At 36.4% G+C, this 25,060-nt stretch carries 24 protein-coding genes and 4 tRNA genes; 19 read left to right on the forward strand and 9 right to left on the reverse strand.

The features are described 5' to 3' along the window. Positions 1 to 16: 16 nt before the first annotated feature. A complete protein-coding gene (locus I5168_RS05810) occupies positions 17 to 2,170 on the reverse strand; it encodes a S9 family peptidase (RefSeq protein WP_431472681.1) in 2,154 nt (717 codons plus the stop codon). Between the two features lie 126 nt (positions 2,171 to 2,296). Here I5168_RS05810 and I5168_RS05815 point away from each other — a divergent pair, with 126 nt between their 5' ends. Beyond that, the gene (locus I5168_RS05815) at positions 2,297 to 3,607 is read left to right on the forward strand and encodes a hydroxymethylglutaryl-CoA reductase, degradative (RefSeq protein ID WP_431472682.1); all 1,311 of its coding nucleotides are present in this window, start codon (positions 2,297 to 2,299) and stop codon (positions 3,605 to 3,607) included. A 9-nt stretch (positions 3,608 to 3,616) separates the two neighbouring features. Here I5168_RS05815 and I5168_RS05820 read toward each other — a convergent pair whose 3' ends face one another. The 6 genes from I5168_RS05820 to I5168_RS05845 form a co-directional block, all read right to left on the reverse strand. Then, a complete protein-coding gene (locus I5168_RS05820; protein WP_105018103.1) occupies positions 3,617 to 3,976 on the reverse strand; it encodes a cupin domain-containing protein in 360 nt (119 codons plus the stop codon). A 59-nt stretch (positions 3,977 to 4,035) separates the two neighbouring features. Then, entirely contained in the window at positions 4,036 to 4,635 is a 600-nt protein-coding gene (locus tag I5168_RS05825) for a thioredoxin family protein (protein ID WP_105018104.1), read from the reverse strand. Between the two features lie 18 nt (positions 4,636 to 4,653). Continuing rightward, positions 4,654 to 6,168 carry a 2,3-bisphosphoglycerate-independent phosphoglycerate mutase gene (gene gpmI, locus I5168_RS05830; protein WP_105018105.1) on the reverse strand — a complete coding sequence of 505 codons (1,515 nt, stop codon included), beginning with the start codon at positions 6,166 to 6,168 and terminating at the stop codon, positions 4,654 to 4,656. 118 nt (positions 6,169 to 6,286) lie between these two features. Next, positions 6,287 to 7,501: an NAD(P)/FAD-dependent oxidoreductase gene (locus tag I5168_RS05835; RefSeq protein ID WP_373420728.1), complete on the reverse strand. Its 1,215-nt coding sequence runs from the start codon at positions 7,499 to 7,501 to the stop codon at positions 6,287 to 6,289. After that, positions 7,501 to 8,304, reverse strand: a complete 804-nt coding sequence (gene proC, locus I5168_RS05840; RefSeq protein WP_105018107.1) for a pyrroline-5-carboxylate reductase — start codon at positions 8,302 to 8,304, stop codon at positions 7,501 to 7,503. The genes I5168_RS05835 and proC overlap by 1 nt, the downstream gene beginning before the upstream one ends. A 4-nt stretch (positions 8,305 to 8,308) precedes the next feature. Then, on the reverse strand, positions 8,309 to 9,757 hold the full coding sequence (locus tag I5168_RS05845) for an aldehyde dehydrogenase (RefSeq protein WP_431472683.1): 1,449 nt from the start codon (positions 9,755 to 9,757) through the stop codon (positions 8,309 to 8,311). A 166-nt stretch (positions 9,758 to 9,923) separates the two neighbouring features. Here I5168_RS05845 and I5168_RS05850 point away from each other — a divergent pair, with 166 nt between their 5' ends. Together I5168_RS05850 and I5168_RS05855 are read left to right on the forward strand one after the other, a co-directional pair. Continuing rightward, the gene (locus I5168_RS05850) at positions 9,924 to 10,283 is read left to right on the forward strand and encodes a hypothetical protein (RefSeq protein WP_060523881.1); all 360 of its coding nucleotides are present in this window, start codon (positions 9,924 to 9,926) and stop codon (positions 10,281 to 10,283) included. Then, positions 10,280 to 11,326, forward strand: coding sequence for an FAD:protein FMN transferase (locus I5168_RS05855; protein WP_105018109.1), 1,047 nt, complete (start codon positions 10,280 to 10,282; stop codon positions 11,324 to 11,326). The genes I5168_RS05850 and I5168_RS05855 overlap by 4 nt, the downstream gene beginning before the upstream one ends. Here I5168_RS05855 and I5168_RS05860 read toward each other — a convergent pair whose 3' ends face one another. Next, positions 11,327 to 12,091, reverse strand: coding sequence for a class I SAM-dependent methyltransferase (locus I5168_RS05860; RefSeq protein ID WP_105018110.1), 765 nt, complete (start codon positions 12,089 to 12,091; stop codon positions 11,327 to 11,329). It abuts the gene before it with no gap. Positions 12,092 to 12,133: 42 nt separating this feature from the next. Then, the gene (gene map / locus I5168_RS05865; protein WP_105018111.1) at positions 12,134 to 12,943 is read right to left on the reverse strand and encodes a type I methionyl aminopeptidase; all 810 of its coding nucleotides are present in this window, start codon (positions 12,941 to 12,943) and stop codon (positions 12,134 to 12,136) included. A gap of 93 nt (positions 12,944 to 13,036) precedes the next feature. On the opposite strand from map, the gene I5168_RS05870 reads away from it, so the two are divergent. The 16 genes from I5168_RS05870 (at position 13,037) to I5168_RS05945 (ending at position 25,013) form a co-directional block, all read left to right on the forward strand. Next, a complete protein-coding gene (locus I5168_RS05870) occupies positions 13,037 to 13,822 on the forward strand; it encodes an SDR family oxidoreductase (protein WP_105018112.1) in 786 nt (261 codons plus the stop codon). A gap of 87 nt (positions 13,823 to 13,909) precedes the next feature. Beyond that, positions 13,910 to 14,992 (forward strand): amidohydrolase family protein, encoded by a 1,083-nt coding sequence (locus I5168_RS05875; RefSeq protein WP_042279725.1) that lies wholly within the window; start codon positions 13,910 to 13,912, stop codon positions 14,990 to 14,992. 64 nt (positions 14,993 to 15,056) lie between these two features. Continuing rightward, entirely contained in the window at positions 15,057 to 16,073 is a 1,017-nt protein-coding gene (locus I5168_RS05880; protein ID WP_431472684.1) for a PLP-dependent cysteine synthase family protein, read from the forward strand. An 82-nt stretch (positions 16,074 to 16,155) separates the two neighbouring features. Next, positions 16,156 to 17,424, forward strand: a complete 1,269-nt coding sequence (locus I5168_RS05885; RefSeq protein WP_431472685.1) for a DUF2851 family protein — start codon at positions 16,156 to 16,158, stop codon at positions 17,422 to 17,424. 15 nt (positions 17,425 to 17,439) lie between these two features. Then, a complete protein-coding gene (locus I5168_RS05890; protein ID WP_042279727.1) occupies positions 17,440 to 17,667 on the forward strand; it encodes a PspC family transcriptional regulator in 228 nt (75 codons plus the stop codon). Between the two features lie 4 nt (positions 17,668 to 17,671). Beyond that, entirely contained in the window at positions 17,672 to 18,673 is a 1,002-nt protein-coding gene (locus I5168_RS05895; RefSeq protein WP_105018116.1) for a potassium channel family protein, read from the forward strand. A gap of 75 nt (positions 18,674 to 18,748) precedes the next feature. Beyond that, positions 18,749 to 20,833 (forward strand): amino acid carrier protein, encoded by a 2,085-nt coding sequence (locus I5168_RS05900; RefSeq protein WP_105018117.1) that lies wholly within the window; start codon positions 18,749 to 18,751, stop codon positions 20,831 to 20,833. A 9-nt stretch (positions 20,834 to 20,842) separates the two neighbouring features. After that, the gene (locus tag I5168_RS05905) at positions 20,843 to 21,700 is read left to right on the forward strand and encodes a ComEA family DNA-binding protein (protein ID WP_431472686.1); all 858 of its coding nucleotides are present in this window, start codon (positions 20,843 to 20,845) and stop codon (positions 21,698 to 21,700) included. A 26-nt stretch (positions 21,701 to 21,726) separates the two neighbouring features. Next, positions 21,727 to 22,896, forward strand: a complete 1,170-nt coding sequence (locus I5168_RS05910) for an acyl-CoA dehydrogenase family protein (RefSeq protein ID WP_431472687.1) — start codon at positions 21,727 to 21,729, stop codon at positions 22,894 to 22,896. Between the two features lie 88 nt (positions 22,897 to 22,984). Then, on the forward strand, positions 22,985 to 23,179 hold the full coding sequence (rpsU, locus tag I5168_RS05915; RefSeq protein WP_042279738.1) for a 30S ribosomal protein S21: 195 nt from the start codon (positions 22,985 to 22,987) through the stop codon (positions 23,177 to 23,179). A 68-nt stretch (positions 23,180 to 23,247) separates the two neighbouring features. Further along, positions 23,248 to 24,129 (forward strand): tyrosine-type recombinase/integrase, encoded by an 882-nt coding sequence (locus I5168_RS05920; protein WP_431472688.1) that lies wholly within the window; start codon positions 23,248 to 23,250, stop codon positions 24,127 to 24,129. 21 nt (positions 24,130 to 24,150) lie between these two features. Continuing rightward, positions 24,151 to 24,450 (forward strand): ribosome hibernation-promoting factor, HPF/YfiA family, encoded by a 300-nt coding sequence (gene hpf / locus I5168_RS05925; protein WP_042279744.1) that lies wholly within the window; start codon positions 24,151 to 24,153, stop codon positions 24,448 to 24,450. A 98-nt stretch (positions 24,451 to 24,548) separates the two neighbouring features. Then, positions 24,549 to 24,622: transfer RNA gene (locus I5168_RS05930), tRNA-Thr, on the forward strand. Between the two features lie 30 nt (positions 24,623 to 24,652). Further along, positions 24,653 to 24,733, forward strand: a tRNA-Tyr gene (locus tag I5168_RS05935). Between the two features lie 42 nt (positions 24,734 to 24,775). After that, positions 24,776 to 24,848: transfer RNA gene (locus I5168_RS05940), tRNA-Gly, on the forward strand. Positions 24,849 to 24,941: 93 nt separating this feature from the next. After that, positions 24,942 to 25,013, forward strand: a tRNA-Thr gene (locus I5168_RS05945). Positions 25,014 to 25,060 lie beyond the last annotated feature (47 nt).

The raw sequence follows: 25,060 nt of genomic DNA on the forward strand, positions 1-25,060 counted from the left end.
TTTAGGTTTAAGTAGTTTAAAGGTTTTCTTTGATGAAGTTAGTCATCTTGTTGAAAAGGTGAATTCTAGTATTTCCACCGTAAATGCCGTGATTTTTATCAGGATATATAGCCCAGTCGAATTGTTTGTTTGCTTGAACGAGTGCCTCTATCATACGCATGGTATTTTGTACGTGAACATTATCATCGGCGCTACCATGAATGAGTAAATACTTTCCTTTTAATTTATCCACATGGTTTATAGGACTGTTTTCGTCATATCCACTAGCATTTTCCTGTGGAGTAGTCATATAACGCTCTGTATAAATTGAATCATAGAATCTCCAATTAGTTACAGGAGCAACAGCAATTGCTGTACTAAAAACATCATTACCTTTTAAAATACAATTTGAACTCATGAATCCACCATAGCTCCAACCCCAAATACCTATGCGGCTTGCATCAATGTAGTCCATTTCACCTAATACTTCGGCAGCAGCTATTTGATCTTCCACTTCATATTTACCTAATTCTTTTTGTGTAACTTTTTTAAAGTCTGCTCCTTTATATCCTGTACCTCGACCATCAACACAAGCAATAATGTAGCCTTCATTTGCTAGCATACTGTGCCAGTAATCATTTGCTCCATACCAGCTATTTGCAACCTGCTGTGATCCAGGACCACTATATTGAAACATTAATAAAGGATAAGATTTTTTAGGATCAAAATCTACAGGTTTCATCATCCACATGTTAAGATCATTTCCATTAACTGGAATAGTAACAAATTCCTTCTCAGAGAATTGATAATCCTTTAAAACCTCTTTAAGTTGATTATTATTCTTTATCTCACGAACTAATGCACCGTCTTTAGCCTTGTGTAAGGTATACACTGGTGGAGTTGTTGCGCTGGAATAAGTGTTTATAAAGTAAGTAAAGTTTTTACTGAAGGAAGCCCTATTTGTTCCTATCTTATTACTTAGTTTTCTCTTTTTCTTACCCGTCAAAGAAATAGAATAAACTCCACGGTTTATAGATCCATCTTCTGTACTTTGAAAATAGATACGCTGTTTCTTTGCATCATATCCATAATAGGCAGTTACATCCCATTCACCACTGGTGATTTGGCGTTTTTCTTTACCGTTTTTATCGTATAAATAAATGTGTTTCCAGTTATCCTTTTCACTAGTCCATAAAAAAGAACCGTCTTGTAAGAAAGTTAAATCATCGCTTACATCTACATAAGCGTCATCTTTTTCAGTAAATGCTATGCTAGCATTTCCAGCTATATCTACATAGTAGAAATCAAGAACATTTTGGTGTCGATTAAGAACTTGTGCTGTAAGAGTACCTGTAGGAGCATAGTTAATTCTTGCCACATAATACTCTTCATTTCTATTCAAGTTTATTTCTTTACGCTTTTGCGAAAGCAAGCTATATACATGTAATTTAACCGTAGCATTTTTTTCACCAGCCTTTGGGTACTTAAAAACGTACGGATATTGGTATAAATCATTTCCATACACATCCATCGAGAATTCAGGAACTTCTTTTTCATCAAAACTTAAAAAAGCTATTTGCTGGCTGTCTGGACTCCATTGATAGGCTCTTACAAAACCGAATTCTTCTTCATTTACCCAATCAGTTACACCATTGATCAATTCGTTGTTTTTTCCATCTTTAGTTACTTGGGTAGTGGTATTGTTTTTCAAGTCCTGATAATAGATGTTGTTTTCAAACACGTAAGCTACCTTAGTCCCATCAGGTGAAAGGGCAGCACTGCGTACAAGGTGATCGCTTATTGGGGTTAGTTCTTTAGTGTTGCGGTCATACACATGTACTTTGTCATAACTGCTATATCTAAAAATAGACTCGCTTTGAGAAGTAATTAAAATCTTGTTTTCACTATCATTCATTTCATAACTGTAGATAGGAATCCCGATCTCCTCACTACTTAAGATAGTTCCTGTTTTTTCACCTGTAGCATAGCTGTATTTATCAAGTGTTTGAGTACGGTTACGGTTATAGTTAAGTACTATATATTCGGTACCATTATTTAAAGAACGTAAGGATTGTAAGCCAGCAGTACGAAATTTACCAGTGTAAATGTCCTCAACAGTAATGTTTTGCTGTGCAATGCTTGTTTGAAAAACAAGCAAGAAGAAGGCTGCAATAGCCGTGATTTTTTTCATATCAATCGTTTTCATAAATCAAAACACCAATAATAAGGAAAATATGGCAATTAATTGCGGTGATGTTTCTAGTGAAAGCCCTATAATATTATCATTTATCTTTGCCGCTGTTTAAATCCCTAAAGCATGGACAAGCCCATTTCTGGTTTCTCAAAACTATCAAAGACACAAAAGATAGACTGGTTGATACAAGAGTATTTTTCTAATGATTCACAAGTCAAAGAAATACTCACTCAATACTGGAATGATGATCACAAACTTCAGGAATTACACGATGGTTTCAGTGAGAATACGATAACAAATTTTTACTTTCCATTTGGTCTAGCGCCTAATTTCTTGGTAGATGGGAAATTAGTAACCATACCTATGGCAATTGAGGAAAGTAGTGTCGTTGCGGCAGCAAGTAAAGCAGCAAAGTTTTGGTTGAAACGTGGCGGTTTTAAAACTACTATAAAAGGAACAGTAAAATCGGGTCAGGTGCACCTTACGTATGAAGGTGATCCACAAGTGATGGTTGATTTTTTCGCTTTCGCGAAAGCGGAACTAATTAACTCCTTATCGCAAATAAATGCATCGATGAAAAAACGTGGCGGTGGAATTATAGACCTGAAACTTGTCGATAAAAATGCATCCATGCCTGGGTATTATCAATTGCAGGCCACTTTTGAAACCAAGGACGCAATGGGTGCTAATTTTATAAACACAACTCTAGAACAAATCGCAACTAAATTTAGAGAACTATCGGTGAGTTATGAACCATTTAATGGTGAGTTGCCCGAGGTAGTTATGAGTATATTAAGTAATTATGTACCCGAGTGTGTTGTCCATGTTGAGGTAAGTTGTCCTATTGATGAAATAGGTGAAGTAAATGGAATCTCTGGAGCCGATTTTGCACGTAAATTCACAAGAGCGGTAGAAATTGCTACTGTAGAACCTTATCGAGCTGTTACTCATAATAAGGGAATCATGAATGGAATTGACGCAGTAGTCATAGCGACTGGTAATGATTTTAGAGCGGTTGAGGCTGGTGTTCACGCTTACGCAGCACGAGATGGGCAATATAGAAGTTTGACTAATGCTAGGGTTGAAAACGATACGTTTGTTTTTGAGGCTGATTTTCCTCTGGCACTAGGAACAGTAGGTGGTTTAACCTCGTTACATCCTCTTTCTAAATTGGCCTTACAAATTCTTGAAAACCCAACTGCCGAGCAGCTTATGAGATATACAGCAGTATGTGGTCTTGCACAAAATTTTGCAGCTTTACATTCATTAGTGACTACGGGAATACAAGCTGGTCACATGAAAATGCACTTGGTAAACATGCTTGAACAAATAGGCGCTACTGATCCAGAAAAGGAACTTCTTAAAAAGGAATACGCAGATAAAACACCAAGTTTCTCTAGCCTTAAGGAAAGTTTGGAGAAGTTGAGAGGATAATACTTAATCTTAAATCCAGTCTAATTTCTCTTTTGTAAGTTCATGCGTTACATCACCAGTATGCTTTATTGCAGCTGGTTCAAACAACATGACATGTACTTCTTCATGAGCAATAGGTTTATGCTCTATTCCTTTAGGAATAATATACATTTCACCTGGTTTAAGGGTAACAGTTTTATCCTTTAATTTAATGATTAAAGTTCCTTTTAAGACGTAAAACAGCTCATCTTCATTTTGATGACTGTGCCAAACGAATTCTCCTTGAAGTTTAGCTAGTTTAACATGCTGCCCATTAAGTTCACCGATAATTTTTGGTGTCCATGTCTCTGTGAAAAGGTTGAGTTTTTGTTCTAAGTTTACGATTCGCATAAAATACGGTATAAAAAAAAGAGGCGTACAGCCTCTTTTTTAAAGATAACAAATTGAATTTAATTTTGGTAAGAGTGTTTGTATTCTTGACCAGAAACTATTTTAAGAATATCTTTTTCTAGCGATTCTCTAGGGCGCTCAACATACCGACCCAATTCTTGTCCGTCACGATAAAAAATTATAGTAGGAACTCTTACAACGTTATATCCTTCTACAAGGTCTACAGGTTTTGATTTTGTTCGATCAACAGTTATAAGTGTAATCTTGCTCTCGCTTACTCCTGCTTCCTCCATTAACTTATAAAACATAGGTGTTTCACGTTTAGAATCGCCGCACCAGGTTCCCATATACAATCTTACATCAACATCCTTCATGTAAGTACCGATTTCTTGTGCGATGCTTGAATCAACCTGATATGCATCGTACCTAGAATTAAACCATGTATTATATGGATTATTCATCAAATCGGCTTTAGTCGCTTTACCTAGGAGATGGCCATTTACTTTTTGTGCTAAACTTTTTTCAGGTTCAGGCGCTTTTTTAAATTCCGGAGTGTTTACCGTTTCTTTTACTGGTTTTGTTGAATTATCTTGAGCTGTCTTTTGGGTTCCACAAGAAATGGTTGCCAAAGCAATTATTGCTATTAGGATCTTTTTCATTCTATCTAATTTAAATTTCTAAAGTAAGGATTTTTGAGTCATTTCATCAGGTTGTTCTATTCCCATTAACTCTAGTATAGTAGGAGCGACGTCTCCCAAAATACCATTTTTTACGCTTTTTATATCTTGATCTATTAATATCAAAGGTACTGGATTTGTAGTATGAGCCGTATTTACAGAGCCATCTGGATTGATCATAACCTCACAATTACCATGATCTGCAATCACAAGAATTGAGTAATTATTATCTATTGCCTTATTTATTACATGGCTTGCTGCACTGTCCACAGCCTCGCAAGCTGCTATGGCTGCATCCATGGAGCCAGTGTGGCCTACCATATCGGGATTGGCAAAATTTAAACAAATGAAATCTGCCTTTTGAGATTCAATCTCTGGTATAATTTTATCCTGAACGCAATTAATAGACATTTCAGGTTGTAAATCATAGGTGGCTACCTTGGGTGAATTACACATAATGCGTTGTTCACCTTCAAAAGGATTTTCTTGACCACCATTAAAAAAGAAGGTTACATGTGGATATTTTTCAGTTTCGGCAATTCTAATTTGCTTTTTGCCTGCCTTTGAAAGTACTTCTCCCAGTGTGTTTTTAAGATTGTCTTTTTCAAACATGACTTGCACATTCTTAAATGTGTCATCATACTTGGTCATTGTGACATAGTGTAGATTTAATTTCTTGGTATTAACCTCTTCAAAGTTTCTTTGCGATAACATGTCGGTAAGTTCTCTACCTCTATCGGTCCTATAATTAAAGAAAATAACGACATCATCATCTTGGATAGTAGCTACAGGCTCAGTGCCATTAAGAATGACCATGGGTTCAATAAACTCATCGGTTATACCGTCTTCATAGGATTGTTTAATGGATTGAATAGCATCGTGAGTAGGAGTACCCAGTCCATTTACCATAACATCATAAGCCTTTTTTACTCGTTCCCACCTATTATCACGATCCATGGCAAAGTAACGGCCCGTGACCGTTGCTAGCTGCGCGTTACTTCCTTTTATATGTTTTTCGATTTCTTGAATATGTTGTATACCTGATTTTGGATCAACATCTCTACCATCGGTAAAGGCATGTATAAAAACATCTTCTAGCTCATTAGCCTTTGTTATATCCAGTAAAGCCTTTAGGTGATTTATGTGAGCGTGAACTCCGCCATCAGATAGTAATCCTAGGAAGTGAATCTTTTTAGAGTTAGCTTTCGCGTAAGTGATAGCGTTAATCAACACCTCATTATCCTTGAGACTATTGTCATTAATGGCCTTATTTATTTTAGCTAAATCTTGATAAACAATACGTCCAGCACCTAAATTCATGTGGCCAACCTCGCTATTTCCCATTTGTCCATCAGGTAACCCTACATGCTCTCCATCTGTTCGCAATTGTGCATTGGGATATTTAAGGTAAAGGCTATCTATAAAAGGAGTTTGAGCTTGTGCAATGGCACTTACTTTGGGGTCTTGGGTAATTCCCCAACCGTCCAGTATCATGAGTATGGTTTTCTTGTTCAAAATCTTAAGATTTAAATATCAAAAGTAACAAATCGATATTCTTAAGGTTGATTTTTAAGAAATCCATAGGTATTTTATTTACGAAACCGATTGAGCCTTTATAGTAACTCTCTAAAAACTACCCGTTTTTTGCGATGGATTGGGCAATTAAATAACCACCAGTCCAGGCGTTTTGAAAATTAAATCCGCCAGTAATGGCGTCTATGTTCAATATTTCACCAGCCATATAGAGGTTATTATGAATTCTAGAACCAAATGTTTTAAAATTTATTTCCTTTAAATCAACTCCGCCAGCAGTAACAAATTCTTCTTTGAATGTACTTTTACCATTTATGGTGTAACTGCTAGTTGTTAAAAGTTGTGCTAGTTGTTGTAATTGCTTGTTACTTGCTTGTGACCAACTGGTGCTGTCTAACTGTGATTTTTCAACTAAATACCTCCATAACCTTTTAGGGAGATCAAATAGCCATTCATTGTAAATAAGCTTTTTAGAGCTGTTCTTTTGCTCTAGAAGTTCTTCAAAGCATTCTTGTTCACTGTAGTATCCGGTCCAATTTATTACCAGTTCAAATTTGTATTGCGCATCATTGAGTTCTCTAGCACCCCAAGCACTCATTTTTAATATTCCTGGTCCTGAAAATCCCCAATGAGTAATTAATGTCGGTCCTTCTGATTTAAGTTTGAGAGCTGGGATTTTTAGTTGGGTATTAACTGCTATACCAGCTAACTGTGTGATTTTCTTGTTAACTACGTTAAAAGTAAATAGAGAAGGAACTGCATCAACAATAGTGTGTCCTAAGTCTTTCATTATCTTCCAGATCTTTGGACTACTTCCTGCAGCAACTACTAGATTTTTTGCAGAAAAGGTTTGTTGTTTTGTCGTGATTTCCCAGTTGTTGTTAGAATTTTGAATGGCTGTTACATTGTGACTAGTAAGGATGTCGATATTGTGCTTTCGCCCAAGCGAGCTGAAACAGTCTATAATCGTTTGTGAAGAATCTGTTGTAGGAAACATGCGACCGTCGTCCTCTATTTTTAATTCTACACCACGTTCTTCAAACCAGGCTATGGTATCGCCTGTCATGAACGTGTGAAAGGGTCCTAGTAATTCACGCTCACCACGCGGATAATTTTTTGATAATTCTCTAGGAATGAATTGAGCATGTGTGACATTACAACGACCACCGCCGGAAATTTTTACTTTTTGTAGCACTTCTTTACCTCGCTCTAATATAGCTATCCGTTCATTTGGATTTTGTTCTGCAAGATTGATCGCGGTAAAAAAACCAGCCGCGCCGCCTCCGATTATGATGGTTGTGTAGTTTGTGTTCACTATTCTTTTCCTAATTCTACAGCTCTATCAAAAGCGGCATAGGCAGCATCTTGAATAAGTTGTTTAACATTATTGTCTTCCATGGAATCAATTGCAGCTTGTGTTGTTCCTCCTTTGGATGCTACTTTATCAATCCAATGTTCTGGTGAAATATCGGATTGATTGAATAATTCAATGGCTCCTTCAAATGTATTGCTCACTAGGACTTTTGAATCGTAATCTGAAAAACCCATTTTTAATGCCGCTTCTAGCATGGATTGCATAAAATAAAAGACATAAGCTGGACCACTACCAGATATTCCTGTTGAGGCATCAATAAATTTTTCAGTATCCACATGAATTGATGTACCTGTTGTGTCCAGCAAATGTCTTGCTGTCAATAACTCAATTCTTGATACACTATTGGACTCTGTATAAGAGGTTACTCCTTTACCTACTTTGGCAGGTAGATTAGGCATAGTTCGAATAACTTTATCAATTTGTAATCCTTCTTGTATAGTTTCAATAGTAACACCTGCCATAAGAGAAATGAATAGCTGTTCATTTCTTACTAAGGGCTTCATTTCTTCAAATAAACTTGTGCTATGATATGGTTTAACGGCTATAAAAACGATATCAACTTTTCCTAGACAATCTTCAAGCGAGGTGTGCACTTCAAAAACACCTTCTTCTTTAAGAGTTTTTATTTTATCTGGGTCTGTGTCGTAAATCTGTATTTTTTTATTTCCTAAAAGACTGGACTGTGACATACCCATTGCATAGGTAAGTCCCATGTTACCTGCTCCTATAACTAATACTCTCATAATTCTATTTGTATTCTATACATATATTTTTTGTTTCGGTAAAGAAGTCGAGCGCATGAAAACCGCCTTCACGGCCTATACCGCTGTCCTTAACACCACCAAAAGCGGTTCTTAAGTCTCTATTTAACCATGTATTTACCCAAACAATTCCTGCCTCGAGCTCATTTCCTAACTTAATGCTTCTGTTGAGGTTTTCTGTCCAAACAGTTGCGCTTAGGCCATATCTTGTACCATTTGCAAGGGTGATAGCTTCCTCTTCATCTTTAAAAGTCATAAGGGTAACTACAGGCCCAAAGATTTCCTCTTGATTCAATTTACAAGTGTTGTTAGAAACTTCAATTACAGTAGGCTCAATATAATAGCCATCCTCGTAATTGGGTATTTGAAGTGTGTTGCCGCCTGTTAAAATGGTGTATTCTTCTGGGTTCGCTTTCGCGAAAGCGATATAATATAATATTTTATCTCTATGCGAAGCACTAACCACGGCGCCGACTTTGGTAGTACTAGACATGGGATGTCCCACAGTAAGTTCCTGAACTAGTTTAATGAAGTCTATTTTAAACTTGTCGTAGATTTCTTCTTGAACAAATATTCTAGATCCACACAAACATATTTGTCCCTGATTTGCAAATGATGATCTTACGGTAGTGTGTAGCATTTTTTCATAATCACAATCTGAAAAGATAAGATTGGGATTTTTTCCTCCTAATTCTAGAGATAGTTTTTTGAACATAGGCGCTGCTGTTGCTGCTATCCTAGCGCCAGTATTTGTGCCACCGGTGAAACTTATAGCCTTTATACCTGGATGTTCTACAATAGCTTGTCCACATTCTGGGCCAGTTCCATGTACTATATTAAGAACACCAGCAGGTAATCCAGCTTTTTTACAAATATTACCTAAAAGATAGGCAGTGACAGGAGTTACTTCACTGGGTTTTGCAATTACGCAATTTCCTGCTGCGATGGCTGGTGCTATTTTCCATGTAAAAAGATAAAGCGGTAAGTTCCAAGGAGATATGCAGCCTACAACTCCCAAAGGTTTGCGTAACGTATAATTCAAGGTATTTCTACCTGTGCTATCATGGGATTGACTAGCATATTGTGTTATTGCGTGAGCGAAGAATCTAAAATTTGAAGATGCTCGTGGAATGTCTACTGATTGAGCAAGCCATAAGGGCTTGCCATTATCTTGAGACTCTGCTCTAGCTAAATCTTCTAGATTTTCCTCAATTAAGTCGGCTATTTTTGAAAGTATTTTGGATTTAGTGTCAATAGGTGTATTAGACCATGATGGAAAAGCCTTTGCAGCAGCTTGATAAGCGCTTTCAACATCAGTGTGGTTAGAGCTAGGAATCTCTCCATATATTTTACCGGTAGCAGGATCATAATTATCCATCCACATACCACTTAAAGGTATGTGCTCTTCATTATTGATAAAATTTTTTATATCCATAATTGGTTGTATTCACGGGCATGCAAGCTAATGAACTCACAAGGAATTTTCCCTTAATGTTACTTTAAATATAAACAAAACCTTACAGTAAGTATAGGTTAGATTTGCGACTATCATTTTGTATTATATCACTTTATACTCTTTGAATTAACCTTACTTTTGTGACATGAATCCACTTACAGATCAAGAATTACATCAACTTGCTATGAATATAGTAGGTAAAGAAATGGAAGAGGAAGGTTTTGAGTTTTTAAGTATTAATTCAAAACCTAAAAAAGATCCTCAATTTGTGGCTTTAAAAAAAGGGAAGCTACATTTTGTTGTAGTTAGAGCAATACGTTACCCCAACAATCCTGTAGAGTATGATGAAGATTTAATGATAACCATGAGAGATCATGCTGTTAAATTTAAAGCCCGTACTTTTTATGCAGGAGTAGGTCTTGCAAATTCGAATAATTATGAAATTCCAGTACACCATGATGAAGATTATGTGGTTAATTATGCTGGATTAATTGAAATAAAATGAGGTATTTAAGTTTTTTGTTGCTTGTGGTGTTAGCAACAGTAAGTTGCAAGAATCAAACACCAGAAAACGATATTCAAGCTCAAAAATTCTCGGGTAATGCTATAGGTACCTATTATAATATTACCCTGTTTCATGAAAATGAAGTAGCAGTAGAAAAAAGCGTGGATAGTATAATTGAAATGTTCAACTCCTCTATGAGTACCTGGCGAAAGGGCTCGCTTATTAATCAACTTAATAACGAGGTTGATAGTGTACTTGTAGGCAAGCCATTTAAAGAAGTATTTGAAAAGGCAAGCGATATTTATCGTAAAACCGATGGGTATTTTGACCCTACGGTAGGTAATCTTGTAAATGCTTATGGTTTTGGAGCAAATGGAGAGCAAGAAAAAATACCTACTGAAAAAGAAATAGACAGTTTAATGCGATTTGTGGGTTTTCATAACTTGTCACTTGTTCCATCAAAAATCCAAGATAGTGTCTATATTAAAAAAGAAAAGCCTGGTGTTTACATGGATTTTAATGCTATAGGTAAAGGAACATTAGTAGACTACATTGCTAGGTGGCTCACTAAACAAGGAGTTGAAAATTACCTAGTGGATATAGGTGGAGAAGTATATGCCAAAGGTAAAAATCTAGAACGCAACGGTAGTTGGTCCGTTGGAATTGAGGACCCTAAGAAAAAAGGGAATAAGACCAGTTACTTATCTGTTGTTGAGTTAACCGATAAGGCTATGGCAGGTAGTGGTAATTATCGCAAGTTTAAAATTGACTCAAGCTCGGGTCAAGAGTATGTTCACACGGTAAATCCATTAACTGGTAAAGCACAGCCTTCACAGGTTATAGGTGTAAACGTGATAGCAAATTCATGTACTTTAGCTGATGGTTATGCTACAGCCTTTATGGCAATGCCATTAGAAAAATCTAGAATTCATCTTAAAAACTTGCCCGAAATAGAGGTTATAATAATGTATATAGATGAAAATGGTATGTTAAGGTTTGAAACTACTCCAGGATTTAAACAGTATGTAAAAAAGGCGATTTAATTATTTCCTTACAACTGGTATAAGTTCACCTGCGGCTAGTCTATAACGGTCAATTTCTTTGCTATTAAGGGTAGTTGTGTAATCAACAGCTTCCACCTTAAAACCAATAGATTCTAATTTATTGAAATAATCCATTCCATATACACGAACGTGGTCATACTGCCCAAAAATTTGGGCTCGTTGTTTAGGATCGGTAATGCTGTCATCTTCAAAGGTCTCCTTTCTATTCATGTCCAGCGGTATTTGGAGAACAGCGGTGCCACCTGGTTTTAAAACCCTATAAAGCTCTTGCATGGCTTTTGTGTCATTGGTAATGTGTTCCAATACATGATTACACAGAATTAAATCATACTGATTATCTTCAAAGGGTAAGTCACAAATATCTGCCTGAACATCAGCAAGTGGTGATTCTATGTCTGTCGTAGTATAATCTATGTTGTCGCTATTGCGAAAACGATTATAAAAGCACTGCTCAGGAGCAAAATGCAATAGTTTTAAAGGTTTGGTAAATACTTGTAATTCCCTGTTTAAATAAAGCCATAGAAGCCTATGCCTTTCTAATGAAAGTGTGCTAGGTGACAACACATTTTCTCTTACATTTTCATACCCATAAGGTAAAAATGAAGAAAAAGTTTTACCATCGATAGGATCTTCATATTTATTACCCTTATACCACCACGCAATAATTGGGCGCACCCAATAACTTGCTTTAATGAGCCATGTTCTAGGTATTAGGTTAAGGAAAAATTTGAAAAGTTTTTTCAATATGAGATTAATCTAAAAATTAAATAGAATCAAGGTAAACGATTAATCGACCCAACGATAAGGATCTTCCTCGTTTGATGTAATGCCTAAAACCTCATAGATGTAGTCAAAAGTACTCAGTAACCTAGGTTCTCCATTAACAATAGCTACGTCGTGCTCAAAATGCGCACTTGGTTTTTTATCCCGTGTGGTTATCGTCCATCCATCACTATGGTGCTTGATGTTTTTGGTTCCCAAATTAATCATAGGTTCGATAGCTACTGTCATTCCTTCTACAAATTTCTTGCCTCTACCTCTTTTACCATAGTTAGGCATTTGAGGATCCTCATGCATCACTTTACCTATTCCATGACCGACTAATTCTCGTACAACACCGTATCCGAAGCTTTCGCAATAATTCTGTATGGCATATCCCACGTCACCTACACGGTTTCCAGTTTTAAATTGCTCTATTCCTAGATAGAGAGAATTCTTAGTTCGGTCTAATAAATCTTGAGTTTCTTGTGGGATTTCTCCAACGGCAAAGGTGTAAGCATGATCACCATAAAAACCTTCAACGATAGCACCACAATCTACAGATAGTATATCACCTTCTTTAATTTCAACATTTTTAGGAATCCCATGGACAACTTCTTCATTTGGAGAAATAAGTAAAGTACTAGGACAATCGTACAATCCTTTAAAACCTGGAATTGCACCATGATCTCTGATAAACTGTTCAGCGAGTTCATCGAGTCTTAATGTGGTTACACCTGGTTTAATTTCACTTGCTACCATTCCTAGAGTTTTACTTACCATTAAGGCTGCTTTACGCATTATCTCTAGTTCTTCCTTTGTTTTTGTTACGATCATTAGATTGAAATATACTGCAAAAATACTCCTATTTAAGAGATTTGCATAGAACTACATAAGGGGTTTGCTGGTTAATTTCTGTAAATTCGCTACATGAAAATAGATCTTAAAGATAAAACCGCCCTAGTATGCGGTAGTAGTACTGGAATAGGAGAATCTACAGCAAGGTTAATGGCTGCAGCAGGTGCTAGAGTTGTCCTTCTCGCCCGCAATCCTAATAAACTTCAAAAAGTATTGTCTACTTTGGATACCACGCATAGAGATGACCACACCTATCTTGTTGCCGATTTTTTAAATTATAAGGAAGTGGATGAGGTAGTTTCCGCTTTCGCGAAAGCGAACCCAATTCACATTTTAGTCAATAATACAGGCGGACCTGCACCTGGCTATTTAATAGATGCCGAGGTTAAGGCGCTTGAAGATGGATTCACACAGCATATAAAGTGTAATCAAGTATTAGTTAAAGCATGTGCTCCTGGGATGAAGGAAGCAGGCTACGGGCGAATCATAAATATCATATCAACAAGTGTAAAAGCGCCCATTGAATTTCTAGGAGTATCTAATGTAATAAGAGGAGCCGTTGCAAATTGGGCAAAAACATTGAGTAATGAGTTAGGACCATATGGTATCACAGTGAATAATGTACTACCAGGTTTTACAGCTACCGAAAGATTGGACAAGATTATCGCAGGTAAAGCAAATAGAGCTGGTCATAGCGAGGAACAAGCTGCAGAAATTATGAAAAATTACGTTCCTGCTAGACGTTTTGCACAACCGGAAGAAGTAGCCAATGCTGTGTTGTTCCTATCTAGTAATCTAGCAGGATATATCAACGGTATAAATCTGCCAGTCGATGGTGGGCGAACTAAGAGTTTGTAGCAAAAGAAAGATTTTAAGAAGAATAATTTTGTTAATATTCTAAATAAGCAATCTGTTTTACTAATTTTATAAACCATCTACAATATTATGTCCAAAAAACTACGTATAAACGGTCACTCACATTTACTTCCTTATCCAGAGGAGATACCTGATTTCATGCGTGAAAAAGGAATCTTTTGGGTAGATAAGGATCGTAAAAAAATGCTCCAAAAAGATTGGGAGAGACCCGTTACGGATTCTAGCTTTTTCTTGAAAGAGAAACTAGAGTGGATGGACAAATACAAGATTGATCATGCGGTTATTTTAAATTTAAGTCAATTGTATGGAAATGGTTTGAGGTTGGAGGAAATGAAACAAGCCTTACGATTTCAAAACGACTTTAACGCAAGAGTGCAACACGATCACCCTAATAAATTCACCTGTGGATTTGTAGTGCATCCAGGTTTTATACGTGGTGCTTTGTGGGAGATAGAACGATGTGTAAAAGTTCTAGGCATGAGATTACTGTGCTTACCTACTCATTATATGGATACTATAGGTCAATGGCGTTGTATTTTTGATGAGGAGAATGAACCTATCTTTGAACTTGCAAGTGAGCTCAATCTAGCTGTAGAAATTCATCCGTATGATGGAGAGAAGTTTATCAAACTTCAAAATACAGCATGGCGTTTTCATCTTATCTGGATGCTTGCACAATGCGCCGATGCCTATCATTTTTTAACTCTTAATGGATACGCCCAAAAGTACCCAGGTATGAGAGTTTGTTTTGCACATGGCGGTCAGTTAGCCCAAATGAACTTAGGTCGCAGGATTCAAGGTTTTGATGGTCGACCAGATTTATTTGAGGGTAAAACACATCCTCGTAAAAGTGTAGGACATCCTAATATATTCTTTGACACACTAGTCCACGATACTGGTTCTCTAGAACTTTTAGTAAAAAATCAAGGTGCTCAACAAATTCTTGTAGGTCTGGATGATCCATATCCATTAGGAGAAATGGATAGTGAAAAACAAAGTAGTTATCCTGGGAAAATTCTTGATTTGGCCATTGATCGCAAGATTATAACACAATCTGATTATGAAGGCATGTGGGATGAGCATGTGGTAAGATGGTTGTTTGGAAAAGATGAAAACGCAAAAAAAGAATTCTACCAGCGTATACTCTCTTAAAGCTTTTTAAAAAGCTAGATTACGTTATTTAAAACGGTATTTTTGCAACCTCTTAATGCAATTTATGAAATACGCAGAAAATATTTTAGGGACGATAGGTGACACTCCATTGGTTAAAATGAACAAGCTAGTTGAGGATATTCCAGCATTAGTCCTAGCTAAATACGAAACTTTTAATCCAGGAAACAGCGTTAAAGATCGTATGGGACTTAAAATGATAGAAGATGCCGAGGCTGACGGAAGACTGAAACCAGGTGGAACTATCATTGAAGGAACCAGTGGAAACACAGGTATGGGACTAGCACTCGCTGCAATCATAAAAGGTTACAAATTAGTTTGTGTATTAAGTGATAAGCAATCAAAAGAAAAAATGGATATTTTGAGAGCTGTAGGTGCTCAAGTCCATGTGTGCCCAACTGATGTGGCTCCTGATGATCCTAGATCTTATTATTCTACCAGTAAGAGATTAAGCGAGGAAACTCCTAACTCTTGGTATGTTAATCAATATGATAATCCTTCTAATTGTAAAGCGCATTATGAGTCTACTGGGCCAGAAATTTGGGAACAAACAGAAGGTAAGGTAACTCATTTCGTCGTTGGAGTAGGAACTGGTGGTACCATTTCGGGAGTAGGAACTTATTTAAAATTACAAAATCCAAATGTCAAAGTTTGGGGAATTGATACCTACGGATCAGTTTTCAAAAAATATCATGAAACAGGAATATTTGATGAAAACGAGATACATCCTTATGTAACAGAAGGTATAGGTGAAGATATTTTACCACTCAACGTAAGATTTGAAGTGATCGATGGTTTTACTAAAGTAACTGATCGAGATGCAGCGGTATATACTAGAAGACTTGCTGCAGAAGAAGGAATGTTTTTAGGAAATAGTGCAGGTGCGGCCATTAAAGGTTTACGCCAAATTCATGAGCAAGTTGGATTCAATAAGGATGATGTGATAGTTATTCTATTCCATGATCACGGAAGCCGTTACGTAGGTAAGTTTTTTAACGATGACTGGATGCAAGAAAAAGGATGGTTAAATGAAGATGGTAGTTATTTGCCAGATGAAAAATAATTTACTTCACCTATAGGTATGTGAGGTACTGTTAAAGGTTATAATTTTTGTTCTAAGTTTACAAAGATTATGACCTTTTTTTATGCAAGAAGATTTTATTCATTACTTATGGAAGTTTAAAAAGTTATCAGGTATTCCTTTAACTACCACAGATGGGGTTGATCTTGTTATTCAATCCCTAGGTTCCCATAATTTTGAAAGTGGTCCAGATTTCTTTAATGCTAGACTTAAAATAGGAAATCAACAATGGGCAGGTAATGTAGAAATGCATGTAAAAGCTAGTGATTGGTTTCTTCACGGTCACGACGATGATCCTGCTTATGATAACGTGATTTTACACGTGGTGTGGCAGCACGATGCTGAAATTTCAACTCGAGATGGAATTAAAATACCTGTTCTGGAAGTTTCAAGATTTGTTCCAGAAAATCTAGTGATGTCCTACCGCAAGCTTTTTGCACATAAAAACAATCAGTTTATAAACTGTGAGCAGGATTTACCGCACGTAAATGAATTTAAACTCAACTTATGGCTGGAAAAATTATTTATAAATAGATTGCAACAAAAATCTGCTAGGATTAAACACTATTTGAAACAATCCAATAACGACTGGGAAGCAGCTTTTTTTCAGTTATTGGCTCGCAGTTTTGGTACAAAAACAAATGCTGATGCTTTTGAACAGTTAGCACAAAGCATCGATCAGGCTACCGTGCGCAAATTGGCTCGTGATTCTTTTCAGTTAGAAAGTGCACTATTAGGTCAGTCAGGATTATTGGATGAGAAAAAGGAAGATAGGTATTACGAATTGTGTGTTAAAGAGTACGCTTTCGCGAAAGCGAAATATCAAATACAGCCATCGCTCACACCTATGAAGTTTTTCAGATTGAGACCAGCAAATTTTCCTACGGTGAGAATTTCACAGTTGGCCATGTTATACCATAGAAAACCTATGTTATTTGCTGAGGTTTTGCTTGCTGTAACTAAAGAGGATGTGTATGATTTATTTGAATTAAAGGCATCTAAATACTGGGATGATCATCATGTTTTTGATAAGAAGACTAATGACCAGCCTAAAAGATTAACTAAGGCTTTTATAGATTTAATCATTATCAATTGTATCGTGCCTATAAAATTTTATTATGGTCAACAAATGGGTAAGGAAAATACCGAGGAATTACTCGCACTTATGGATTCCGTTAAAGCAGAAAGTAACGCGGTCATAAATGGATTTAAAAAGTTGATTAATGTAAAATCGGCATTAACTTCACAATCATTGTTGCAATTAAAACCTAACTATTGCGATAGAAATAAGTGTTTGCAATGTGATGTAGGTGTTTCACTAGTCAGGAATTAATAGTATTTTTACTTTATGGGAATGGTAGCTAGTTTAAGAACTTATCTAGAAAAATACGGCTTTTATGTTTCTACACGGTTAGCAGATCGTTTAGGGATGAGAGCGCGCAGTGTAAGAATTACTTTTATATACTTTACGTTTGCTACGCTCGGTGCTGGATTTGCGGTATATTTAATTATTGCTTTTTGGTTAAAAATAAAAGACTTAGTATACGTAAAGCGAAGTTCTGTCTTTGATCTTTAAGCTAATGAGTAGGAAGATAAAAATTGCACTTACTTTACTTCTTAGTATTCTTTGTGCTGGTGTGATTGGATTCATGGTAACCATGGATCTAGACGTGATCGATGCTCTATATATGACGGTGATTACGATTACTACTGTAGGCTATCGAGAAATTGGAAATCCATCGCCGCAAGCTAAGTTATTCATCATAGCGCTTATCTTAGTAAGTGTAGTTGCAGTGGGATATGCAGTAAGTGTTTTTACAGAGTATTTAATTTCACGAAGTTCAGTACGAGATATTATTTTTAAAAGACAACTTAAACAAATTAAGAACATGGAGAATCATGTTATTGTTTGCGGTTATGGTCGCAACGGGCGTCAAGCGGTTGAGAAGTTACAAGATTATAATCGTGATTTTATAGTTCTTGAAAAAAATCAAGAAGTTATAGATGAAGCTAGCTTGGATAGTAAATACTTTTTAAGAGGTAATGCAAACGAGGATGAAACCTTGCTTAACGCTGGAATCGAACGTGCCAGTGTTTTAATATCAGCTCTTCCTGATGATGCAGATAATCTCTTTGTAGTTTTAAGTGCTAGGCAGTTGAATAGTAAGTTGATGATTATATCAAGAGCAAGTGAAGAGACAACTGTGCGTAAACTTAAACTCGCAGGAGCCAATAACGTTATACTACCTGACTTAATAGGCGGGCAGCATATGGCTTCATTAATTGTAAGTCCAGACTTAATAGAGTTTTGGGATAATTTGAGTTATGGTGGTAATGATGGAGTTAATCTAGAACAAGTTTCATTTGAGCAAATGTTTGATCACCAAAGGTCTTGCAATATTCTAGATTTAAACCTAAGAAAAGAAACTGGTTGTACAATTATTGGGTATAAAAATCCTAATGGAGATTATATTGTAAATCCTGATCCCTCGATAGAATTAGTTCCTGGATCAAAAATAATAGTAGTTGGAAATACCAATCAAATACAACATTTACAAAAGGTATATCGCATAGGAGACTAAGGGTTTATCACTTTTAAATTTTTAATTAGCAATATTTTTTAAGATATTGCTGCCTTGTTTAATCAAATTTAATATATGAGGAGTATTTACATACTGGTTGCTGCCTTTCTTATAACCACGTTAGGTAACGCACAAGAGCTTATTTTAAAGGCTCAAACTACTAACCCGACATCAGAGATAAATGATGGTTCTATTACCGTTACTGTGTCAGGTGGTAAAGCACCATATACTTACAAATGGTCCAATCAATCCACTCCATTGAAATCAAATACCGCAACTTCACTTACTGAGGGGATTAATTATACAGTTGAGGTAACAGATGCCGATGGAAATAACGTGGCAGGAGTATACGAAGTTAAAGCAGAAAGTATAGTAGAGCATTTGAATGGTGCTGCCGTGCCTGCTGTAGGAGCTTTGGGGAATGTACTGTTCTGGGATTTATTTTCGGCAATTGGAATTTACGATCCAGTTGTTTATGCAGAATCAAAAAAGATTTCTATACCTAACTGGGAAGCTGGAGATGCAAATAAGTACACGCTTAAACAATGGTTGAAAAACGACGGTGAAAAAGTAAAAAAAGGTGATGAGGTTGCTATTGTTGCAGTAGAAAATGGTCAAGATGTGGTTGTTTCCTCACCAGCTAGTGGTGAGTTTAACCACTTACAAAGTCGTGGTAAAGACCTTAATCCTGGGGACGTTATTTATAATGGAGAAAACAGTGGCGATGTTATAGAAACAGGAGCTCATTTGTTTGCACAAGTTAAGTATGATGAAAAGGTTCCTTTACTTCATCCTAATGGTGATGTTCAACAAAAGCCTATTCCGTTTATTGTAATTTGGTTAGTGCTAGGGGCTTTATTCTTTACATTGAGAATGGGATTCATCAATTTTAGAGGATTTAAGCATTCCATAGATCTTGCAAAAGGAAAGTACGATGACCCAACAGCACCAGGTCAGGTTACTCACTTCCAGGCTTTGGCAACAGCAGTTTCAGGAACTGTAGGATTAGGAAATATAGCGAGTGTAGCTGTAGCAATTTCTATAGGTGGAGCAGGAGCTACATTTTGGATGATAGTTGCTGGACTACTAGGTATGTCTTCAAAATTTGTGGAATGTACTCTTGGTGTAAAATATAGAGATATTTCAAGTACAGGAGCTGTTTATGGTGGTCCTATGAACTACTTGAGATATGGTCTTGAAAAACAAAATAAAAAAGGATTAGGTAAAGTATTGGCAGTTTTATTTGCAGTACTTGCAATTGGAGCTTCCTTTGGTGGTGGTAATATGTTCCAGTCTAATCAAGCTTTTGAAGGTCTAGCAACTCAATTTACTTTCCTAGAAGGACATGGATTTATATTTGGTATAATAACAGCAGTGTTAGTAGGTGTGGTAATAATTGGTGGTATCCAAAGTATCGCAAAAGTTACAGGTAAAATTGTTCCATTCATGGCTAGTGTCTACATAATAGCAGCGCTAGCGGTTATAATTATTAATATAGAGAATGTAGGGCCTGCATTTTCTGCCATCATTGATGGTGCTTTTAGTCCTTCGGCATTAAAAGGTGGTGTTATTGGGGTGTTAATCATTGGATTTCAACGTGCGGCTTTTTCAAACGAAGCTGGTGTAGGGTCTGCTGCAATTGCTCACAGTGCTGCAAAGACGCATCATCCACCTTCTGAAGGTTTTGTTGCATTGTTAGAGCCTTTCATCGATACTGTAGTGGTTTGTACACTTACGGCTTTAGTATTAATCTTCACAGGAATGCACGAGGTAGAAGGACTTACAGGAGCTCAACTTACTTCTGATGCCTTTGGTAGTGTTATATCTTGGTTCCCATATGTTTTAGCAGGAGCAATTTTCCTTTTTGCATTCAGTACAATGATAAGTTGGTCTTATTATGGAATGCGTGCTTGGACCTATCTTTTTGGGAAAGGTCGTATGGTAGAGATTGCTTATAAAATGATTTTCTTAATCTTTGTAGTTATAGGTTCTTCTGTATCGTTAGGTGCTGTTCTAGACTTTTCAGATATGATGATACTTGCTATGTCGTTCCCTAATATTATTGGATTGTATCTAATGTCAGGTGAAGTTAAACGTGATCTTAATGAATACTGGCGTAAGCTTAAATCAGGAGAATTAGGCTTGAAAAAAGATGCATAATACAGTTTTATGAATCAATTTAAATCCCTCTTTGCTTTTACTAAAAATCAGCTCAGAGGGATTTTTGTATTAAGCATCTTATTAATAATTGCGATAGGGTTTTACGGATATACAAAATCAACTGAATCGTCTAACCAATTAAGCGTGTCTAGAATTGAAGGGTATCAAGGTCAGATAGATTCCTTAATTGCCTTACAAAAAAGAAAACGTGATACCATCTATCCATTCAATCCTAATTACATTACAGATTTTAAAGGCTATAAATTAGGGTTGACTGTAGAGGAAATAGATAGATTATTACGCTTTCGCGAAAGCGGAAAATGGATCAACTCTACTAGGCAATTTAAAGAGGTGACTGGTGTAAGTGACAAATGGTTGGATAGTATAAGCCCCTTTTTTAAATTCCCTAAATGGGTGACGGAAAATAAAAACCAAACTAGGACTTACGCCAATAAACGAACCCATGTTCGCAAAAACATAAATCAAGCTACTAATAATGATTTGAGGTCGGTGTATGGCGTAGGGCCTGCTACAGCAAAGAAAATAATTAATGAAAGAGATAGATTAGGTGGCTTTGTTGATATGTTGCAAGTACAATCAGTTTATGGTTTGCCTGATTCTACTTTTATAAGGATCAAAGAAAAATTCTATTTGACAAACAACGCTTCTCATACTAAAATAGCATTGAATACCGCCACAAGAGAAGAATTGTTAAGCATTCCATATTTTAACGACTACTTGGTTGATGCTTTAATAGAGCAACGCACATTACGAGATGGATTTAAGAGCTGGGATAAAGTACTGTTAACTTCCCGTTTCCCTGAAGAGAAATTGGCCCTAATTCAGTTATATTTGACGCTCGACTAACTAGAAATATTATACGATAATTTTATATGTACTCAAAATACTTTACCGAAGAACACAACGCATTCAGACAGAGTTTTAGAGATTTTCTTCAAAAAGAAGCCCTTCCTCATATTGAACGATGGGAGGAAACCGGTCAAATTGATAGAGAGATTTTCCAAAAAATGGGAGAGATGGGCTACTTTGGTCTTTATTATCCTGAAAAATATGGTGGTCTTGACCTTGACTTTTTCTATACTGTTATTTTTTTAGAAGAAATGCAGCGTATTAACTCAGGTGGGTTTGCGGCTGCGATGTGGGTACAAGCATTTCTAGGTGCACAGCATTTGCTTAAGGAAGGTGATGAAAGAATTAAGGAAGAATATCTTGTTCCTACTTTAACAGGTGAAAAAATAGGATGTTTGGGTATAACAGAGCCGTTTGGAGGAAGTGATGTAGCTGGTATGAGAACTACCGCTGTAAAGGAAGGAGATCATTATATAATTAACGGATCAAAAACTTTCATAACAAATGGAGTTTATTCGGACTATCTGGTTGTTGCTGCAAAAACTGATCCTAATGCAAAAGGAAGAGGTATTAGCATATTCGTAATGGATCGTGAGACGCCTGGTATAAGCGCAACTAAACTAAATAAATTGGGATGGAGAGCAAGTGATACCGGTGAGATAGGTTTTGATAACGTGCGTGTACCAGTTGAAAACCTGATGGGTGAAGAAGGTAAAGGATTTGCGTACATAATGCAGCATTTTGCTCTTGAGAGATTAATAATGGGTATCAATGCTCATGCTAGAGCAGAATACGCGCTGGAATACACTGCTCAATATATGAGAGATAGACAGGCGTTTGGAAAGTCATTGGACAAATTCCAGGCATTACGCCATAAAATGTCTGATATGCTAAGTGAGGTTGAAATGGCAAAATGTTTCAATTATAACATCGCCGAGGAGCTAGATAAAGGGCTTTATCCTGTTAAAGAGGCAAGTATGTCAAAGTTAGTATCTACTAAAATAGCAGACGAGGTAATCTATCAATGCTTACAATATTTAGGTGGCTATGGATATATAGAAGAATATCCTCTTGCACGTATGTGGAGAGATAGTCGCTTAGGACCTATTGGTGGTGGTACGAGTGAAATTATGCGTGAGATAATAGCAAAAATGGAGCTTGATGGTAAAGACTACAAACCTGCTGCTAAATAATTTATTTGCCAGGAATTACATCTTTTATTACTAGAATTAAAAAATAAATGTATTTTTGCACTCGCTAAAGAAAGGAGGTGATGCCACTATGTTAATAATACCAGTTAAAGAAGGAGAAAATATCGATAGAGCTCTAAAACGTTTCAAAAGAAAATTTGATCGAACAGGGAAGATGCGTGAACTAAGAAGAAGACAACAGTTTACAAAGCCGTCTGTAGCAAAAAGAGCACAAAAGATTAAAGCTGAATACATCCAGCACTTAAGAGATCAAGAGAATATCTAAGAACTCTTTAGTTTAAAGTTTAACCGCTAGAAAGAAATGTTTAAATTTACTTTCTAGCGGTTTTTTTTATGTTTATTGAAAATTTCATAGAATACTTATCAGTTGAAAAGGGATACTCAGCCCATACTTTAAAGGCATATGATAGAGATTTGTGCCAGTTTAAACGGTTTTGTGAATTTGAAGGTGTAAATTTAAATGAGGTTAATTATCAGGTGATAAGATCTTATATCGCATTCTTGTTAGAAGAGGGACTGCTAGCTCAATCTGTAAATAGAAAAATAACTGCGCTTAAAACATACTTTCAATTTTTAAAGAGAATTGACGTAATCAAGGAAAACCCACTATTGCATCATAAAAGTATAAAGACTTCTAAAAGATTGACCTTGCCATTTTCCAAAGAAGAAGTGTTGAAGGTGCTTAATGAAAAAATCGATATAGAAGATTTTGAAAATTGTAGGGATAGATTAATTATTGAGTTACTTTATTTAACAGGAATTCGCCGAGAAGAGTTAATTAGTCTTAAAATCAGCTCATTTGAGCAATCTGCTAGAACAATACGCGTTGTAGGAAAAAGAAATAAGCAACGCATCCTGCCGGTAACCGATCGTTTGTATTGGTTGTTGGATAATTATTTAAGGTTGCGGGTGTTTATGGATAAACGAGATGTGGATACATTATTGATTACAGTTAAAGGTGATAAAATATACCCGTCTCTTGTTTATAGAATTATAAAATCGTATTTTAGTAAGGTGTCTAGTAAGATAAAAGTAAGTCCTCATGTATTGAGGCACACTTTTGCAACTCATTTACTAGATGAAGGAGCAGATTTAAATGCGGTTAAAGAGCTTTTAGGTCATTCTAGTTTGTCGTCAACACAAATTTATACACATACTAGTATGGCTACTTTAAAAGGAGTTTATAAAAATGCTCATCCGCGCTCAAAGAAATAGTAACCTCAAAAACGTAAGATTATGAAAGTAAACGTGCAATCAGTAAATTTTGATGCGGACATCAAGTTAATTGAGTTCATTCAAAAAAGGTTAGATAAATTAGAGCAGTATTATAATAAAATTATAAGCGCCGATGTTTATTTGAAAGTTCAAAAGACTAGTAATAAGGAAAATAAGATTACTGAGGTAAGGTTATTCGTGCCAGGAGACGATATGGTTGCTACAAAAACATGTAAAACTTTTGAGCAATGTATTGACGAATGTGCTGCTGCATTGGAGCGTCAGCTCAAGCGCCGCAAGGAAAAATTAATTTCTCATTAATTTTTTTTAATTTTTTTTTTTGTGAATTAAAAAATAGGTTTACATTTGCAGTCCGTTAAAACAACGGGCTGTTTTTGTGAAGACAAAAAGAGTTTAAAGCCGATATAGCTCAGCTGGCTAGAGCAGCTGATTTGTAATCAGCAGGTCGTGGGTTCGAGTCCCTCTATCGGCTCAAGTTTTTTGAAATAAATGTGTAAGCATTGGGGAGATACTCAAGCGGTCAACGAGGACGGACTGTAACTCCGTTGGGCAACCTTCGCAGGTTCGAATCCTGCTCTCCCCACAAACACATTATTATGAAATTATGTTAAAGTAATTTCTTTAAGCGGGAGTAGCTCAGTTGGTAGAGCGTCAGCCTTCCAAGCTGAATGTCGCCGGTTCGAACCCGGTCTCCCGCTCAATTATTGCACCTTGGTGTGATGCAGCATTAACGAGATGTGATGCTTAAAATATGCCTTTGGCTATTACGCTTTCGCGAAAGCATAATAAAAGCCGGTGTAGCTCAGGGGTAGAGCGTTTCCTTGGTAAGGAAGAGGTCACGAGTTCAAATCTCGTCATTGGCTCAATTAAGATGAAAAAGGTCTCAATTAGGGGCCATTTGTGGTATAAG

The organism is Nonlabens sp. SCSIO 43208 (genome assembly GCF_050703575.1).
GTDB lineage: Bacteria > Bacteroidota > Bacteroidia > Flavobacteriales > Flavobacteriaceae > Nonlabens > Nonlabens tegetincola.

What these genes read in the sequence shown, in the direction of transcription:
- hpf (WP_042279744.1), top strand. Translation starts at nt 24,151, where the DNA reads ATGAAAGTAAACGTGCAATCAGTAAATTTTGATGCGGACATCAAGTTA.
- I5168_RS05820 (WP_105018103.1), bottom strand. Translation starts at nt 3,976, where the DNA reads ATGCGAATCGTAAACTTAGAACAAAAACTCAACCTTTTCACAGAGACA.
- I5168_RS05920 (WP_431472688.1), top strand. Translation starts at nt 23,248, where the DNA reads ATGTTTATTGAAAATTTCATAGAATACTTATCAGTTGAAAAGGGATAC.
- I5168_RS05825 (WP_105018104.1), bottom strand. Translation starts at nt 4,635, where the DNA reads ATGAAAAAGATCCTAATAGCAATAATTGCTTTGGCAACCATTTCTTGT.
- I5168_RS05890 (WP_042279727.1), top strand. Translation starts at nt 17,440, where the DNA reads ATGGGAATGGTAGCTAGTTTAAGAACTTATCTAGAAAAATACGGCTTT.
- I5168_RS05870 (WP_105018112.1), top strand. Translation starts at nt 13,037, where the DNA reads ATGAAAATAGATCTTAAAGATAAAACCGCCCTAGTATGCGGTAGTAGT.
- I5168_RS05855 (WP_105018109.1), top strand. Translation starts at nt 10,280, where the DNA reads ATGAGGTATTTAAGTTTTTTGTTGCTTGTGGTGTTAGCAACAGTAAGT.
- I5168_RS05895 (WP_105018116.1), top strand. Translation starts at nt 17,672, where the DNA reads ATGAGTAGGAAGATAAAAATTGCACTTACTTTACTTCTTAGTATTCTT.
- I5168_RS05900 (WP_105018117.1), top strand. Translation starts at nt 18,749, where the DNA reads ATGAGGAGTATTTACATACTGGTTGCTGCCTTTCTTATAACCACGTTA.
- I5168_RS05815 (WP_431472682.1), top strand. Translation starts at nt 2,297, where the DNA reads ATGGACAAGCCCATTTCTGGTTTCTCAAAACTATCAAAGACACAAAAG.
- I5168_RS05875 (WP_042279725.1), top strand. Translation starts at nt 13,910, where the DNA reads ATGTCCAAAAAACTACGTATAAACGGTCACTCACATTTACTTCCTTAT.
- I5168_RS05810 (WP_431472681.1), bottom strand. Translation starts at nt 2,170, where the DNA reads ATGAAAAAAATCACGGCTATTGCAGCCTTCTTCTTGCTTGTTTTTCAA.
- I5168_RS05910 (WP_431472687.1), top strand. Translation starts at nt 21,727, where the DNA reads ATGTACTCAAAATACTTTACCGAAGAACACAACGCATTCAGACAGAGT.
- I5168_RS05905 (WP_431472686.1), top strand. Translation starts at nt 20,843, where the DNA reads ATGAATCAATTTAAATCCCTCTTTGCTTTTACTAAAAATCAGCTCAGA.
- proC (WP_105018107.1), bottom strand. Translation starts at nt 8,304, where the DNA reads ATGAGAGTATTAGTTATAGGAGCAGGTAACATGGGACTTACCTATGCA.
- map (WP_105018111.1), bottom strand. Translation starts at nt 12,943, where the DNA reads ATGATCGTAACAAAAACAAAGGAAGAACTAGAGATAATGCGTAAAGCA.
- rpsU (WP_042279738.1), top strand. Translation starts at nt 22,985, where the DNA reads ATGTTAATAATACCAGTTAAAGAAGGAGAAAATATCGATAGAGCTCTA.
- I5168_RS05880 (WP_431472684.1), top strand. Translation starts at nt 15,057, where the DNA reads ATGAAATACGCAGAAAATATTTTAGGGACGATAGGTGACACTCCATTG.
- I5168_RS05850 (WP_060523881.1), top strand. Translation starts at nt 9,924, where the DNA reads ATGAATCCACTTACAGATCAAGAATTACATCAACTTGCTATGAATATA.
- I5168_RS05845 (WP_431472683.1), bottom strand. Translation starts at nt 9,757, where the DNA reads ATGGATATAAAAAATTTTATCAATAATGAAGAGCACATACCTTTAAGT.
- I5168_RS05885 (WP_431472685.1), top strand. Translation starts at nt 16,156, where the DNA reads ATGCAAGAAGATTTTATTCATTACTTATGGAAGTTTAAAAAGTTATCA.